The organism is Helicobacter pullorum NCTC 12824 (genome assembly GCF_017979475.1).
Classification (GTDB): domain Bacteria; phylum Campylobacterota; class Campylobacteria; order Campylobacterales; family Helicobacteraceae; genus Helicobacter_D; species Helicobacter_D pullorum.
In genome coordinates, this window is sequence record NZ_JAERIT010000002.1 from 1 (window position 1) to 16,449 (window position 16,449).

Here is a 16,449-nt window from a genome sequence, read left to right on the forward strand (position 1 = left end):
GCCATACAAGGATTATTTGTCTTAGCATTATCACTTACAATACATAATCTACCTCTTTCTTTACCATCTTCTACAATGTCTTCTTGTTTTTCTTGTGCTGGGAGGATTAGTATTGCTTCTTTAGAGGCTAAGTCTGCTATTTTTTGCACTTCACTTGGTGGAGTAAAACGATTATTGTTATCTCCATTGCCTTGTGTATCTTCAAAGTTATCTAAACTGCCTATGTTGATTGTAAAATTTAGAGGACTTAGAGATTCTTTAGCAAAGATTGTATAGTTAGTATCTGTCTTAAAAGAATCCTTGATTAATCCTTGAAAAGATTCTAAATTTATCTTAGCTATTTGCTCTAAGTTTAAAAGTTCATTGTATTGTTCTTCTAATAGTTTTTTTAGGCTTTCTTGCTCTAAAGGTGGTAAGCCTCCACTTTGATAAAGCTCTTTGTTTTGATTATAGGTATTGAGTTTATCTCTATAATCTTTTAAGAAGGCTAAATTGATATCCTTGTTTTGTTTTAATGCTTCTATGAAATTAGAGAATTTAAGATTAATTGTTAAGTCTTGGTTTAATGCTCCATAGATATTATCATTAACTTTATAATAATCTCCAAATAATTCTTTAATATCATTTTCTCCATCTAAGAAAGAAACTAAGAAGTCTAAAGATTGTCTAATAGATTCTAAATCTTGTGTGAGTAAATCAAAGATAAGATTACTATTGCCTTGATTGTCTTTACCTAAGATAGAATCTAAGATGGATTGGTTGAAGTCGTCTTTAGTAGGATTGTAGGTGAAGTAAGAATCAAGATTTGATAGATCAATGGTAGGGAAGGTTACAGCAGAGTTGTTTATGCTTGGGGAAGTGATAGTTGGTATGTAATTCTCTTCAATATTAGCAAGAATCTCATCAAAATAATAAATTTTTAGCCCACTATCATTTTTTATATCCCATTTCTCATTTGCTATTGTTGTTTGAATGGCATCATAATCATTCATTTCTTGTTCTTTCCCATTATAAATAACAACAAATTTATCTTTTGGAGTATTATCATAGGCTTGATAGTCTGTATATTTTACATTATTGACTATCCCATTTTCTATTATACTACTTGAATTACCCTCACCAATAAATACATCATGAAAAGTGCCTTGATAACTTTTTGTAGTTAATAAGTTATCAACATTATTGATACTAACCTTATTTGCAGATATTTTATCATCTTCATCTACATAGCCTACTAGAGCACCGGCTATCTCACCAACTATACTACCAATATTATTTACCAATATATTTTCTATAATTTCACCTTCACCCCCTTTACCTAAAACTCCAGCAGAACTAGCCATATTGCTTACACTTTGTGCACCAGCTTTGATATTCTCTATATCAGAAATATATACATTTTTTATGGTAACACCTCCACTTGAATAACCCATAACACCGCCAGCATTAGCCCTCTGTGATTCAATCGTACCAATATCCTCCATAATAGCATTTTGGATTGTTCCTCCTTGACTACTTCCAACTACTCCACCTACACTACCATAGGACTCTATTTTGCCAATATCTTGTATTCTAATATCTTCAATCTCTCCTTGATTATCTTTTCCTATTAATCCTCCAGCTCCTCCAGTCATACCGGTATCAATTGTTCCAATATTACTAATCTTCACTTTATGCACACTATTGGATTCACTATAACCAATTCCACCACCTACATAGGAATTTTTCTCAGAAGAACTTACAATAGACTGCATTCCATTCACAGCGACTTCTTTAATGGTATTTTGATATCCATAACCAATAATCCCACCTATATGGATTTCATGATCCGTATTGCTTGCTTTGTTTGTTATCACTCCACTAATTGTTCCATTGTTTGTTGCATTATTGATAAAGACATTTTGCAATTCCGCATTTCTAGCACCACCAATAAACCCGCCTAAATACACAAAAATCCCACCAGAACCAGCTGCATTTCTATCTGTAATTGCTTCAGCTTTTAAGGTTCCTATATCAGAGAGACTTACATTTGAAATATTTGCATTTTTATTATATCCGACAAATCCACCTACATATAGTTGTGGCAAACCCCCAGTAATTTTTGCATCAATACTCACATTCTCAACATTAATACGATTCACAGAATCAAATCCAGTGCTTGTAGAAGTCAGCCAACCAACAACGCCACCTACCATAGACTGATTACTACCATCTTGAAAACTAATATTTACATCTTTTATGCCAATATCATAAATTTTAGTATCTTGTGCATAACTAATAAGAGATCCCACACCATAAACAAAACCATTAGTATTATATGCAATCTCTACATTATCTATTTGTAAATTATGAATTTCAGATTGCTTTACATTCCCAAATATTCCAATAAAATTATTTTTATTAGAACTTCCTTTATCAATCTTTATATCCACATTCTTCAATGTATGTCCATTTCCATTAAAGTTTGTAGTAAAAGCATTATTACTATCTCTCCCCACAATCATCGAATCATCATAATTACCATCTCCATTTGGATCAGCATAATTCCCACTAAAGTTTAATTGAGTTCCATCAATAAGTGAAATTTTCTCATTTTTACCAAAGTCAATATCGCTTAACAATACAAAATCATCAATCAAATCTCTTATTTGATTTTTCCCTTCATTCCAACCTTTTGCAAAATAATACCAATCCCTTAAAGACTCTGCATTATTGCCTTTTTCTTTTCCAATCGTTGCAATACCTTTAAAGTCCTTTATGGAAATAGCACTAGTAATTCCATTATAATTTTGTGTTTCAATGTTAAAATTCTCATACCCATAAAGATTTGTTGTAGAGATTTGAATACTAGCTTTATCTTCAATACTTGTGATAACCTTTCCTTTAATGTATTGAGCCCTCATATCAAGTTCATTGCCAATTAAGGTTATAGAATTATTTTGGGTATCTCCATTTTGATTGATGAGTTTTGCACTCTCTGCAAATACCACTTCATTCCCAATCAATGTGATTCCATTATTGGCTTTAATTGTTCCTAGATTAACAATATTCCCCTTATTAGGTTTAAACACTGGAGAGAAAGTAGTAATAGCATTAATATCATTGACTTTGTTTTTAAAACTATTAAGTGTTGTATCATCAATAATATTACTTGCTACAAATTTATTTGCATTAATACTTGCATTTTGTCCTATTAATACTCCACTTGGATTAACTAAATAGATATTATTGCCATTGCCATTAAGATTACCTAGTATTTGTGAAGCTTTATTAGTATAATCAAGGTTTAAAAAAGAAGCTTGCCGTCCATGACTTGTATTAAAATTCACTTCTGCATCTTTACCGATATTAAATCCACCACCCCACGCAATCACATGGTTTGTGTTCTTGCCTGTGATATTCATTGTATTGCCATCTTTGATGATAATATTTCCACTTCCATGGATAAATTTACCTCCAGCAGGTAAAGCATTCTTTGGAATATCAGCAGCAACTAAGTTTTGAGACAACAACACACTAGCAATAATAGAAATACCAATTTTGCTAATGGTTTTGGATTGAATCTTAGAATCTTTTTGTAAAGATTGCAGTTTGGATTTTTTGGAATCTTGAATCTTTTTAGGATTTGAGTTTTTAAGAGTATTGAGAGTATTTAAAGAGTTAATTAAAGGCTTATTTGCCCCCCCCCCCATACTACGACAGAATTAGGATTGTTTGACATTTTATCTCCTTTATAAGATATTTAAATTTATAAACAAAAAAACCTCTTATATTTATAAATTTACAAAGATATTATACTACTAAATTGAGATAAAATTGATAAAATAAAAATATTAATTTGATTTGTGCAACAAAACTCCACTTTCTAAATGTGGAGTGTGTGGAAACTGGTCAAAAAATGCCACTTTGGAAATTTTGTGCGTTTGCTTGAGAATCTCCAAATCTTTTGCCAAAGTGCTTGGATTGCAAGAAATATAAAGAATATTTTGGAATCTTTGCAAAAATCTACTCACTTCCTCACCCAACCCCGCTCTTGGAGGATCCACAAAAACTGATGAGAAATAATAATCTTGCAATCTAATTCCCTCCAATCGCCGAAATTCACGCACACCCTCTAATGCCTCTATGCACTCTTGAGCATTTAAACGAACGAATTTGATATTGTTTCTTTGGTTTTTTTCACACGCAAATTGAGCAGCCCTAATAGAGGTTTTGGAAATCTCTGTGGCAAGGACTTTGCGGAATTTTTCTGAAAAAGGTATCGTGAAATTCCCACAACCACAATACATTTCTAGCAAATCCTCATCACTTCTCTTAAGGCTATCCATAGCCCATTTTAGCATTTTTTCATTGACTTTTGGATTGGGTTGGCTAAAGGCTCCTTCATCATAGCGATAAAAATAGCCTTTTTTGCCCACCTTCAATTCTTCAATCACAAAATCCTTATCCACCGCAATTTTTACTCCACGACTACGCCCAACCACTTCAAGTTTTATCCCTCGTTTTTCCAAAACTTCCTTAAAAACTCTTGCTATCTCTAGCCATTTATCATTAAGCTTCTTATGATAAATAAGTGTCAGCAAAATAGTATCCACTTGCGTGCTTAACGCTTCTATGGCAAAAAGCTTCTCCCTAAAATCTCCAAAAAAATCATCATTTAGCACTTCTTTTAAAACTTGCAAAAATGCCTGTAAATTATCCACCAAAATAGGACAATTTTGGATAGGGACAAACTGCCTGCCTTTACGCATTGTATAAATGATTTTATTCTCTTTGTGATAAATACCAAGCTCACATCTTGCCCTAAAAGATACTTCTTGACTTCCAAAAACCTCAAAATTCTTAACCCCAAGCATAGCACTTGCACGAGCAATTTTGGACTCTAAAAAATATTCTTCTAAAGCACTGCAACCACCACAAATATCGATATTTTCACAATTCACTAACGAAAACTCTCTACTAGATTCATTGTCAAAAGATTGAATCCATCAACCAAAATAAAAATTAAGATTTTAAAGGGCAATGAAATCATCGTAGGTGGCAACATCATCATACCCATTGCCATCAAAATAGAGCTAATCACCATATCAATTACCAAAAATGGCAAATAAAGTAAAAATCCTATTTGAAAGGCGGTTTTCATTTCACTAATGATGAATGCAGGCAATGCGATAGTAAAAGGCACTTCTTGTGCATTTTGCGGATTCTCCATTCCTCTAATGCGATAAAACAATGCCAAATCTTTTGGTCTTGTATTTCGAATCATAAAATCTTTAAAAGGCTGTGAAGCACGCACAAACGCTTCTTGATAGGAAATTTCCTTCGCTACATAAGGCTTAACCCCTTTTTCATAACCCTCTTTGACTACTGGCTCCATTATAAACATTGTCAAAATCAAAGCAAAAGATACCAAAAGTTGCGTTGGGGGAGATTGTTGAGTCCCCATTGCAGTCCGCAAAAATGAAAAAACAATCAAAATTCGCGCAAAACTAGTCGCCATCAAAACAAGAGAAGGGGCTAATACAAGCAATGTCAAAACAATGACAATATTCAAAATAGCTACCAAATCTCCCGGTTCATTTGGTGCGCTAAGTGTCAAATCAATGGTTGGTATAGTCGGACTTTGAGGCAACTCGGGAGGAGCTGCAAAAATAACCAAAGGCAAAAAAACTACAATCAATAAAAAACGCGATAACACTTAAATCCTTATTGTTCTATATTTTGAGAAATTGAAGAATTGCTTTTTTGCTCATAATTTTTCTGCTCGATTGTCTTATCCAAAATATTTTGGACTTTATGCAAATACCTATCATTTGGATAAAATCTAAATTCTACACGCCGATTCTGTGCTTTATTCTCTTCAGTTGTATTAGGAAGCACAAAGTTTGTCGCACCATTACCCAAAGAAGTTATTTTTTGTGGATTTACTCCATTTTCAATTAAAACCCTTGCAACGCCTAATGCACGCATAGCACTTAAGCCCAAATTATCTTGATATTTTTGGGTAGGAATGATTTGTGAATCATCGGTATAGCCGATAACATCTAAATGAATGTTTGCTGGCATTTTTTGTAAAATCAAAGCCATTCTTTTTAGGAATAATTTTTCTTCTGCATTTTTTAATGTTGTTTCATTTTTGTCAAAAAGCAATTTACCATTAAAACGCAAAATAAAACCCTTGCTCCCCTCATCAATAATAGTAGAAGGACCCAAAGAAACGCGGGTATTTTCTTTGAAATCCATAATTTCACTTTCAATCTTTTTGACTTCATTTGTTGTTTCAGGATCGGTTGTAATATCTGCTTGTTGCTGGATTCGATTATTGCTTTTTTCTATTTTGATTCCGCCTGTTAATAAACTCAAACTCCCTCTTATGCTTCCCTCTGCTTCTACAAGCTTTTTAGAATCAAAAGTAACCATTGAAAGCAATAAAATAAAAAAAGTAAGAATAAGCGTAACCATATCCCCATAAGTCCCAAGCCACAATGGGACAACTTGCGGACAATCACAGGGAGGACATCTCTTTGCCATTCTTCTTAATCCAAGTTTTATTCAAATTGACTCACACGCTGACTAGGCGGTAAAAATGTCAATAATTTTGCTTCCAAAGCACGCGGATTATCCCCTGCTTGAATGGACATAATCCCTTCAATAATCATAAGTTTGACTAATGCCTCATCATTTGCACGCACATTTAAAATATTAGCAATAGGAGAACCTACAACATTTCCGATAAAAGAACCATACAATGTAGTAATCAAAGCAACCGCCATCGCAGGACCAATAGAGCCGGGATCGGACATATTTAAAAGCATTGCAACAAGACCAATCAAAGTCCCCAACATCCCATATGCACCAGCATAAGCAGCCCAAGTATCAAAAATACTTGCATTAGATTTATGTCGCTCCAATGTCCTATCCATATCTGTTTCAAGCAAATCTCTAATGCTATCAGGCTCTGCTCCATCAATTGCCATATTCAAGCCTCGTTTTAGAAACTCATTCTCTTCTTGATTAGATTGCTGCTCCAAAGATAAAATGCCATCGCGTCGTGCTTGTGTAGAATAATCAACAAGCTTTTTAATCAATGCAGGCACATCAAAAGTTTGAGGTTTGAATGCAATCGCAAAATATGTAAAAAATTTTTTCATATTTTCAAGTTTAAAAGCAATCAGCAAACTTGTAATAGAACCCCCAATTGTAATCATAACAGATGGAATGTCAATATAAGGACCAATCCCAACCCCAAGCATCATAGCAGAACCAATAAGTATAAATGAAAGACTCATACCAATGACAGTTCCTAAATCCATCGTCTCTCGTCCTTTAGAAAAAATATCATTCAAAACTTTATTTTAAAAATTTATTATTCTAAACTTTATTGTGTTAAAATCTCATTAAAATTTTTACAATATTATGGATATTTTTATGGAAAACAAACTTTCAATCGTTATTTTAGCTGCCGGAAAAGGCACTCGTATGCAATCTCAAACGCCAAAGGTTTTGCACCAAATTTGTGGCAAAGAAATGCTTTATTATAGTATCAAAGAATCTTTGAAACTAAGCGATGATGTGAGTGTGGTATTAGGATACAAAGCTCAAGAGATTCAAGAGGCAATGGAACAATACTTCCCTAATACATTGCATTTTATTTTGCAAGATTTAGAAAATTACCCTGGCACAGGCGGTGCATTAAAAAATTATCGCCCTAAATACAAAAAGGTTTTAGTTTTAAATGGAGATATGCCACTTATTCAAGCAGATGAATTAAAACATTTTCTTTCTTTGGATTCTGATATTATTATGAGTATTTTAGATTTGCCCAACACCAAAGGCTATGGTCGTGTTAAAATTCAAAATAACGAAGTTTTAGAAATTATCGAAGAAAAAGACGCCTCGCCAGAGATTCTTTCTTTGAGCACGCTTAATGCTGGGGTATATTGCTTTAGAAGCGAAATTTTGGAAACTTACCTCCCAAAGCTCCAAAATCATAATGCCCAAAAAGAATACTATCTCACTGATATTATTGCATTAAGCAAAAAAGATTCAAAAAGTATCACACCACTATTTGTAGAGTTAGAAAATTTTAAGGGTGTTAATGACAAAGCAGATTTGGCACATGCAGAAGAAATCATGGGTATGCGAATCAAAAAAGCTCTTATGCAACAAGGCGTAATAATGCACCTCCCACAAACTATTTATATCCAAGAGGGTGCAAAGTTTGTCGGAGAATGTATCTTGGAAAATGGGGTTAGCATTTATGGCGATTGTGAAATTATCAATTCCCATATCAAAGCCCATAGTGTCATTGAATCAAGCTATATTGAAAATAGCGATGTTGGTCCTTTGGCACATTTACGCCCAAAAAGCATACTCAAAAATACACACATTGGTAATTTTGTCGAAGTCAAAAAATCCACACTCAATGGAGTAAAAGCGGGGCATTTAAGCTATCTTGGAGATTGTGAGATTGATGAAGGAACTAATGTTGGTGCTGGTTTTATTACCTGCAATTACAATGGCAAAGAAAAATTTCAAACCAAAATAGGCAAAAATGTCTTTATCGGCAGTGATTCACAAGCAGTGGCTCCTATTGTGATTGAAGATGACTGCATTATAGGTGCAGGAAGCACAATAAGAGAGGATATCAAAAAAGGCTCTTTGTTTTTGACACAAGGCAAAAAAATTCACAAAGAGAACTTTTTTTATAAATTTTTCAATAAAAAAGCATAAAATTACACTCATTTTTTACTTAAGGAAACCTCTAATGGAAGTTAAACTTAATGGCAAACAGATTCAAACAGATTCTAAAAGCCTTTTGGAACTTTTGCAAGAATACCATATCGAACAAAAAAGTGTCGCAGTTTCAATCAATCTTGAAATCATCAAACAAGATAAGTGGAATACTTATGAGCTTAAAAATGGTGATGTGATAGAATGTTTAACTTTTATGGGCGGTGGTTGATACTTAATTTCTCAAAAATTTATATTTGTTTAAGTTATTTTAAGGGAGTATCATGAAAATAAAAGTTGGAATCGTCGGAGTTAGCGGATATACAGGTTTGGAGCTTGTAAAAATCCTCATTAATCATCCTGTATTTGAACTCAAATTACTTTGTGCCACAGAAAGCCACCCAAACATTGCCTCTTTGCACCCTGCTCTAAAAAATATCCTGCAAATGCCCATTATAGAAGCAAATATAGAAAAAATTGCCCAAGAATGCGAATTGGTTTTTCTAGCCCTACCCCACCAAAAGGCAATGGAATATGTCAAAACACTTTACAAAAAAAATATCAAAATCGTAGATTTATCGGCTGACTATCGCCTTTCTTTTGAAAAATATGAAGAATCTTATTGCCAACACTTAGACAAAGAAAACCTCAAAAACGCAGTTTATGGACTCCCTGAATACAATCGCAATGCCATTGCTAATACAAATCTAGTCGCAAATCCGGGTTGTTACCCCACTGCTTCCTTGCTTGGAATCTTGCCCTTTGCTCAATATATAGATACCACCCAAACACTCTATATTGACGCAAAAAGCGGAGTTAGTGGTGCTGGGAAAAAACTCACGCAAACTTCTCATTATGTTACCATTAATGAAAATCTTTTTGCCTACTCGCCCATTAGCCACCGCCATACACCAGAAATTAGCGAACAAATCAAAAAAATTGGCAATATTCAAGTAAAAACAATCTTTGTGCCTCATCTCATTCCTATTACAAGAGGTATGCTAGTATCCATTTATGCAAAACTCAAAGAAAAAATCAATCCACTAGAGATACTAAACGAACATTATGCCAATGAAGCATTTATTAGAATCCATCACAATTGCGTGCAAATCAAAAATGTCGTTGGCACACATTTTTGCGATATTTATGCCAAAAATGATGGAGAAGATTTATTTATATCTTCTAGTATCGATAATCTTTTGCGTGGTGCAAGCTCTCAAGCGGTTGCAAATGCTAACCTTATGTGCGGTTTAGATGAAAAACTCGGCTTACCTCTAATTGCTTATGTCCCCTAAATGCCACCAATAGAAATCAAAGAAAATGCAATATTTATTGCAGATTCACATCATCACTGCTACTATCGTAACACTTTAGAAGATTTTTTTGCCTCTCTTTTGGAAACTCCAAAAAGGCAAATTTTCCTTATGGGCGATATTTTTGACTTTCTAGTGGGTGAAGTCCCAAAAAGTGTTTATGAAAATAAAAAAACTTTGGAATTATTAGAAAAACTTTCTTTACAACATGAAATCCATTATTTTGAAGGCAATCACGATTTTTCTCTCAAAAACATTCCCTATCTTAGAAATATTCGCTGCTACCCTATTGAAATGCAACCTGTTTGTTTTTCTTTTAACCAAAAAAATGCTTACTTATCCCATGGGGATATTTTCTTAAGTTGGCATTACAACCTTTACACAAAAATCATTAGAAATCACAAAATTCTTTCTTTTTTGAATCGCTTTAGTCGTTTTTTATATCCAAAAATCTTGCAATACCTTCAAAATAAAAAAAATTTAACCTTCCATTATTCGGATGATTTTATCCAAAATCGGATTCGAAATTATAAGAATAAATACCCTATAACCGATAATTCCTACATCATAGAAGGACATTTTCATTTGGGCAAAACACAAAACATAGATTCAATTAATTACATAGGATTACCTCTTTTTGCTTGTAAAAAAAGCTATTTTATTGTAGAATTTTATAATTATTATTTATGCTTCAAATCAAAGGAGTTTTAGTGTCAAATCTCGAAAAAAACGATACTTTAAAGATTGGTACCAATGAAATGGAGTTAGTAGATTTTCGTATCTACAAGGTCGAAAAAGGTAAAATCTATGAAGGTATCTATGGCATCAATGTTGCCAAAGTAAATGAAATTATAAGACTTCCAGAACTCACAGAATTACCGGGAGTTCCTGATTATATTGAGGGTATTTTTGACTTAAGGGGAGTAGTGATTCCTGTTATTAACCTTGCAAAATGGATGAATGTCGAAACCCCCAAAAACAAAAAAATAAAACCTCGTGTTATCATCGCAGAATTTAACAACATTATGATTGGCTTTATTGTGCATGAAGCAAAACGCATCCGCAGAATCAATTGGAAAGATATCGAGCCAGCACACTTTAGCTCTTCTGTTTCCTCTAATTTAGACAAAAGCCGAATTACTGGTGTAACAAGAATTGAAGGTGACCAAGTTTTATTAATCTTAGATTTAGAAAGCATTGTTCAAGATTTAGGATTCTATCACCCTGAAGTCAATTCTGAACACACTTATGAAAAATTCGAAGGATTAGCCCTAATTTTAGATGATAGCTCTATTGCTAGAAAAATTCTTAAAGAGTTTTTAGAAAAAATGGGATTTGATGTTGCAGAAGCAAATGATGGGGAAGATGGATTACGCAAGCTTGATAAACTTTATGAAAATTATGGTGAAACTCTTGGCAAGCAGCTCAAAATCATTATTTCTGATGTTGAAATGCCTCAAATGGATGGTTTTCATTTTGCAGCAAAAGTCAAGGAAGACCCAAGATTTTCCAAGATTCCTATCATTTTTAGCTCTTCTATTAGCGACAAATTTAGTGAAAGTCGTGGAAAAGAGGCGGGAGCTGAATCTTATCTTGTTAAATTTGATGGAAATAAATTCCACGAAGAAGTTTCCCGTGTTGTCAATAAATACAACCAAGAATTAGAAAACGCTTAATTTAATACCAAGAAAAAGGATTAACAATGGATGAAATGCAAGAAATATTAGAAGACTTTTTGATTGAAGCCTTTGAAATGATAGAACAATTAGACCAAGATTTAGTGGAATTAGAAAATAGACCAGAAGATTTAGAATTACTCAATAGAATCTTTAGAGTAGCACACACTATCAAAGGTTCAGGCTCATTTTTGAATTTTTCTGTTTTAACACATCTAACACACCATATGGAAGACGTTCTCAATAAAGCAAGACATGGTGAATTGACAATCACTCCAGATATTATGGATGTCGTATTAGAATCAATTGACTTTATGAAAAAACTTCTCAACGCCATTAGAGATACAGGCACTGATGCTAATACAGGATTAGATTCTGATATTGCTAATGTTGTCGCACGATTAGATGCAATCTCAAAGGGAGAATCGCCTCAAGATATACCAGCTTCACAAGAATCTTCTACAACCCAAGAAGCTCCTCAATCTCAAGCTCCACAAGAAGCGTCCAACAACGCACAAGAGGAAGTGGATTATTCTAATATGTCCCCAGAAGAAGTTGAAAAAGAAATCGAAAGGCTACTCAATCAACGCCAAGAAGAAGATAAGAAAAAAAGAGAAGAAAAACGCGCCAAAGGTGAATTGCAGGATATTCAAGCTCCAAGCGAAATAGAGCAAACTCCTAATACTACACCAGCAGCCAAAGCTCCAGAATCCCAAAAACAACCAGAAGTTAATGCAACTCCAGCAAAACAAACCGAAGCAAAACCGCAAATTAAACCACGCCAAGAAGAAAACAAAACTCTTGCCACTTCTGTGGAGCAAACTATCAGGGTAGATGTCAAAAGATTAGATAGCCTTATGAATCTCATTGGAGAGCTTGTTTTGGGCAAAAACCGCCTCATAAAAATTTATAATGATGTAGAAGAGCGTTATGAAGGCGAGAAGTTTTTGGAAGAACTCAATCAAGTAGTTGCCTCTGTGTCAATGGTTACTACTGATATTCAACTTGCTGTTATGAAAACAAGAATGTTACCAATCGGTAGAGTTTTCAATAAATTCCCAAGAATGGTGCGTGACCTCTCAAGAGAATTAGGAAAAAATATTGAACTTGTTATTAGCGGTGAGGAAACAGAGCTTGATAAATCTATCGTTGAAGAGATAGGGGATCCATTGGTGCATTTAATACGCAATGCTTGTGACCATGGTATTGAATCCAAAGAAGAAAGAATAGCTGCTGGCAAAAAAGAACAAGGGACAGTAGAGCTTAAAGCTTACAATGAGGGCAATCATATCGTAGTTGAGATTACAGATGATGGTAAAGGAATGGATCCTGCTACCTTGAAAGCCAAAGCCATAGAAAAAGGCATCATTGGAGAGAGAGAAGCAGATACTATGACAGATAGAGAGGCTTATTCGCTTATTTTTAAAGCTGGTTTTTCTACTGCAAAAGTTGTTACAAATGTTAGCGGACGCGGTGTTGGAATGGATGTCGTTAAAACCAATATTGAAAAACTCAATGGAATCATTGATGTGGATAGCACCTATGGGGAAGGCACCACACTCAAACTAAAAATCCCATTAACGCTTGCTATTATTCAATCTCTACTTGTTGGCGTTCAAGAAGAATATTATGCTATCCCTCTTGCTTCTGTTATTGAAACTGTGCGAATCTCTCAAGATGAAATTTATACAGTAGAAAACAAAAGCGTATTACGCCTAAGAAATGAAGTCTTGCCTCTCGTGCGTCTAGCAGATATTTTTGGGGTTGATTCTGTATTTGATAACTCCGAGCAAGCCTATGTTGTCGTAATTGGATTAGCAGAAAACAAAATAGGTGTAATTGTTGATTTTCTCATCGGTCAAGAAGAAGTTGTTATCAAATCGCTTGGTTCTTATCTCAAAGGCACAGAAGGAATTGCTGGAGCCACAATACGCGGCGATGGTAGAGTAACATTGATTGTAGATATTGCCGCTATGATGCAAATGGCAAAACAAGTTAAAGTAAGCGTTACTAAACTTGCTCAAGAAAATGAAAAGAAAAAAGAAAAAAATTCTCCAAGCGATTATAATGTTTTAATTGTAGATGATTCTATGACAGATAGAGCCATTATGAAAAAATCTCTCAAACCTTTGGGAATTAGCGTTAGCGAAGCCACTAACGGAATGGAAGCATTAGATATTGTCAAAAATGGTGATAAAGCCTTTGATGCAATATTAATTGATATTGAAATGCCAAAAATGGACGGATATACTTTAGCAGGAGAAATTAGAAAGTATGCAAAATTCAAAAACTTGCCACTCATTGCCGTTACAAGTAGAACAAGCAAAACCGACAGAATGCGTGGGGTAGAATCAGGAATGACAGAATACATTACCAAACCCTACTCATCTGAATATCTTATGAATGTCGTCAAAAGAAATATTAATTTAACAATGGAGGTAACAGAATAATGAGCAACCAATTGCGTGATGTTTTACAAAAACAACAAGAACAAAAAAAACCAAATACAGAAACTGAAAATATCATTCAACTTGTCGCTTTTGTGGTGGGTTCAGAAGAGTTTGCAGTGCCAATTTTAAGCATTCAAGAAATCATCAAGCCACTAGAATACACAAGAGTACCGGGCGTACCAAACTATGTCCTAGGTGTCTTTAATATGCGTGGCTGGGTTGTTCCGCTTATTAACCTTCGTTTAAAGTTTGGATTACCCTATGAAAAACCAACAGAAGATACACGCTATATCGTAATCAAAAATCAAGAAGAGCGTGCTGGCTTCATCATTGACAGATTAACAGAAGCAGTAAGAATCAAAGAATCAGATATTGACCCAACACCCGAAACGATTAGCCAAGATGAAAATCTTATCTATGGTGTAGGCAAAAGAGATGATAGGCTAATCACGATTTTGCGTCCAGAGGAACTACTTAAACGCACTTTCTAATCTTAGAGCAAGGATTCTTTTCTTGCTCTTATTTTTTTATTCTTTCCAGAATACAATCTACCATTTGCCCTGTTGCACCTATATGCGTTTCCCTTTGCAATTCTCTACTCATTTTTGATAAAGTTCTTTGAGTGAGTAACTCCAAAATATTCCACAATACATCACAATACAAATCTTTTTCTTCACATAAAAATCCCAATTCTTTATCCTCCAAAAACTTTGCATTAAAGTATTGATGATTGCCAGCAGCATAAGGATAAGGCACAAAAAGCATTACTATTCCATTAGCACACAATTCCCATAACGAACTAGCACCTGCCCTAGAAACCGCAAAATCACAAGCCTCAAAAATCTTTGGCATATTCTTGCTAAAGTCAAAAAGAAGCACATCAAAATCATCTTTTAAATCTTCCATTGTTTCTAAAATTTTCATTTTTAGAGGCAATTTATGGTATTCCTCCAAAACTCTTTGGAAATCATTTTTTCCACACTGATGAAAAATTTTAATACCTCTCTTTTGCAAATCCATCGCCATACTCAAAGCAAAATTATTAATTGCTCTAGCCCCTTGAGATCCGCCAATAAACAAAATTTTATCAACTTTCTCTCTAACCCTTGAATATTCAAAAAATTCTTTTCTCACAGGATAAAATTTAATAGGTGAAGTCTCCAAATAAGAAGAAAAAAACACTGCAGCATACGGCCTTAAAAGATTGTTTAATCTCCCAATTCTAGCATTTTGCTCATGAATGATAAGGGGCAATCTCAAAAATACTGCACCAAAAGCAGCAGGTGCCGCAGAATAGCCACCCACAGAGAGGACAAAATCCACCCTTTCTTGTTTTAAAATTTTCAATGCCTCTATAAAAGCCTTAAAATGTTGAAATAACGAACTAATTTTGCCCAATATTCTTTGATTAACCACCCCTTTTGTTTGCAAAAAATACTTCTTTGCAAATCGATTATCATCTCCAAAATAAACCCTATCTTGTCCCCCCATAGAACCAATAAAAATACATTCATAGCCTCTCTTGTCAAACTCTTCTAAAAACGCTTTTGCAACGCTCAAATGCCCACCCGTGCCACCACCTGTAATCACAACTTTCATTCACTATTTCCTATTGAAAAAATCTCAAAATTTTAACATAGCATTGAATATTTTAAATGAATTAATGTATCATTTTTGAAATTTTTTACAACAAAGTTAAATAAAATAATACTTTTTTGCAAAAATTGACCAAAAAAGTGCTATGATAAACAACAAGATTCAAGAATCCAAATTCTAAGGACAAATCAATGGATAATATGGAAAATGTTTTTGATATTAAATCTTTAACAATGACAGTATTAATGACGCCTGCTATGGCAAATTTCAAAGGAAGAGTGCATGGGGGAGATTTATTAAAGCTCCTAGATCAAGTCGCCTATGCTTGTGCCTCAAGATATTGCGGAAAATATGTAGTTACCCTCTCTGTTGATAGTGTAACCTTTAAATATCCCATTGAAGTTGGAAGTTTGGTAACCTTTTTAGCCTCCGTTAATTACACAGGAACTAGCTCTCTTGAAGTAGGCATAAAAGTCATTGCAGAAAATATTCACAAAAGAATTGTAACTCACACTAATAGTGCTTATTTCACTATGGTATGCGTAGATGAAAATGGCAAACCAACTTCTGCTCCAAAACTAGAACCCAAAACTGAAGCAGAAATTAGACGCTACAACAACGCAATGAAGCGAAAGCAAGCAAGAATCGAGCTCTCCAAAAAGAAATAAATATGTTATAATT

At 34.1% G+C, this 16,449-nt stretch carries 14 protein-coding genes; 8 read left to right on the plus strand and 6 right to left on the minus strand.

The genetic code is table 11. From position 1 onward, the window contains the following. From JJQ98_RS01460 to JJQ98_RS01480, 5 genes are all read right to left on the minus strand, one after another. A partial coding sequence (locus JJQ98_RS01460; RefSeq protein WP_210670766.1) for a filamentous hemagglutinin N-terminal domain-containing protein occupies nt 1–3,692 on the minus strand: 3,692 nt, incomplete at its 3' end. A 141-nt stretch (nt 3,693–3,833) separates the two neighbouring features. Beyond that, nucleotides 3,834–4,943, minus strand: coding sequence for a tRNA (uridine(54)-C5)-methyltransferase TrmA (gene trmA, locus JJQ98_RS01465; protein ID WP_151104642.1), 1,110 nt, complete (start codon nt 4,941–4,943; stop codon nt 3,834–3,836). Beyond that, on the minus strand, nt 4,943–5,698 hold the full coding sequence (fliP, locus tag JJQ98_RS01470; protein WP_054194847.1) for a flagellar type III secretion system pore protein FliP: 756 nt from the start codon (nt 5,696–5,698) through the stop codon (nt 4,943–4,945). The genes trmA and fliP overlap by 1 nt, the downstream gene beginning before the upstream one ends. Nucleotides 5,699–5,706: 8 nt before the next feature. Next, on the minus strand, nt 5,707–6,531 hold the full coding sequence (locus tag JJQ98_RS01475) for an OmpA family protein (protein WP_054197684.1): 825 nt from the start codon (nt 6,529–6,531) through the stop codon (nt 5,707–5,709). A gap of 17 nt (nt 6,532–6,548) precedes the next feature. Continuing rightward, entirely contained in the window at nt 6,549–7,313 is a 765-nt protein-coding gene (locus tag JJQ98_RS01480) for a motility protein A (protein WP_005020869.1), read from the minus strand. A 115-nt stretch (nt 7,314–7,428) separates the two neighbouring features. Here JJQ98_RS01480 and glmU point away from each other — a divergent pair, with 115 nt between their 5' ends. From glmU to JJQ98_RS01515, 7 genes are read left to right on the plus strand one after another with little or no spacing between them, the layout of a single operon-like run. Beyond that, nucleotides 7,429–8,733, plus strand: a complete 1,305-nt coding sequence (glmU, locus tag JJQ98_RS01485; protein ID WP_065829226.1) for a bifunctional UDP-N-acetylglucosamine diphosphorylase/glucosamine-1-phosphate N-acetyltransferase GlmU — start codon at nt 7,429–7,431, stop codon at nt 8,731–8,733. Nucleotides 8,734–8,767: 34 nt separating this feature from the next. Then, entirely contained in the window at nt 8,768–8,965 is a 198-nt protein-coding gene (thiS, locus tag JJQ98_RS01490; protein WP_005020867.1) for a sulfur carrier protein ThiS, read from the plus strand. A 52-nt stretch (nt 8,966–9,017) separates the two neighbouring features. Then, entirely contained in the window at nt 9,018–10,028 is a 1,011-nt protein-coding gene (gene argC / locus JJQ98_RS01495) for an N-acetyl-gamma-glutamyl-phosphate reductase (RefSeq protein WP_151104643.1), read from the plus strand. Further along, the gene (locus JJQ98_RS01500; protein ID WP_151104644.1) at nt 10,029–10,757 is read left to right on the plus strand and encodes a UDP-2,3-diacylglucosamine diphosphatase; all 729 of its coding nucleotides are present in this window, start codon (nt 10,029–10,031) and stop codon (nt 10,755–10,757) included. It begins immediately after the preceding gene. Beyond that, nucleotides 10,757–11,722 carry a chemotaxis protein gene (locus JJQ98_RS01505; RefSeq protein WP_005020862.1) on the plus strand — a complete coding sequence of 322 codons (966 nt, stop codon included), beginning with the start codon at nt 10,757–10,759 and terminating at the stop codon, nt 11,720–11,722. The genes JJQ98_RS01500 and JJQ98_RS01505 overlap by 1 nt, the downstream gene beginning before the upstream one ends. Before the next feature lie 26 nt (nt 11,723–11,748). Continuing rightward, complete coding sequence (locus JJQ98_RS01510; protein WP_151104645.1) at nt 11,749–14,172, plus strand: hybrid sensor histidine kinase/response regulator; 2,424 nt, start codon at nt 11,749–11,751, stop codon at nt 14,170–14,172. Then, entirely contained in the window at nt 14,172–14,663 is a 492-nt protein-coding gene (locus JJQ98_RS01515) for a chemotaxis protein CheW (protein WP_005020859.1), read from the plus strand. Before JJQ98_RS01510 ends, JJQ98_RS01515 begins: the two co-directional genes overlap by 1 nt. A gap of 28 nt (nt 14,664–14,691) precedes the next feature. Here the strand turns inward: JJQ98_RS01515 and JJQ98_RS01520 are convergent, their stop codons facing one another. Continuing rightward, the gene (locus JJQ98_RS01520; RefSeq protein ID WP_151104646.1) at nt 14,692–15,771 is read right to left on the minus strand and encodes a UDP-N-acetylglucosamine--N-acetylmuramyl-(pentapeptide) pyrophosphoryl-undecaprenol N-acetylglucosamine transferase; all 1,080 of its coding nucleotides are present in this window, start codon (nt 15,769–15,771) and stop codon (nt 14,692–14,694) included. A 188-nt stretch (nt 15,772–15,959) separates the two neighbouring features. Here JJQ98_RS01520 and JJQ98_RS01525 point away from each other — a divergent pair, with 188 nt between their 5' ends. Further along, a complete protein-coding gene (locus JJQ98_RS01525; RefSeq protein WP_005020857.1) occupies nt 15,960–16,436 on the plus strand; it encodes an acyl-CoA thioesterase in 477 nt (158 codons plus the stop codon). Nucleotides 16,437–16,449 lie beyond the last annotated feature (13 nt).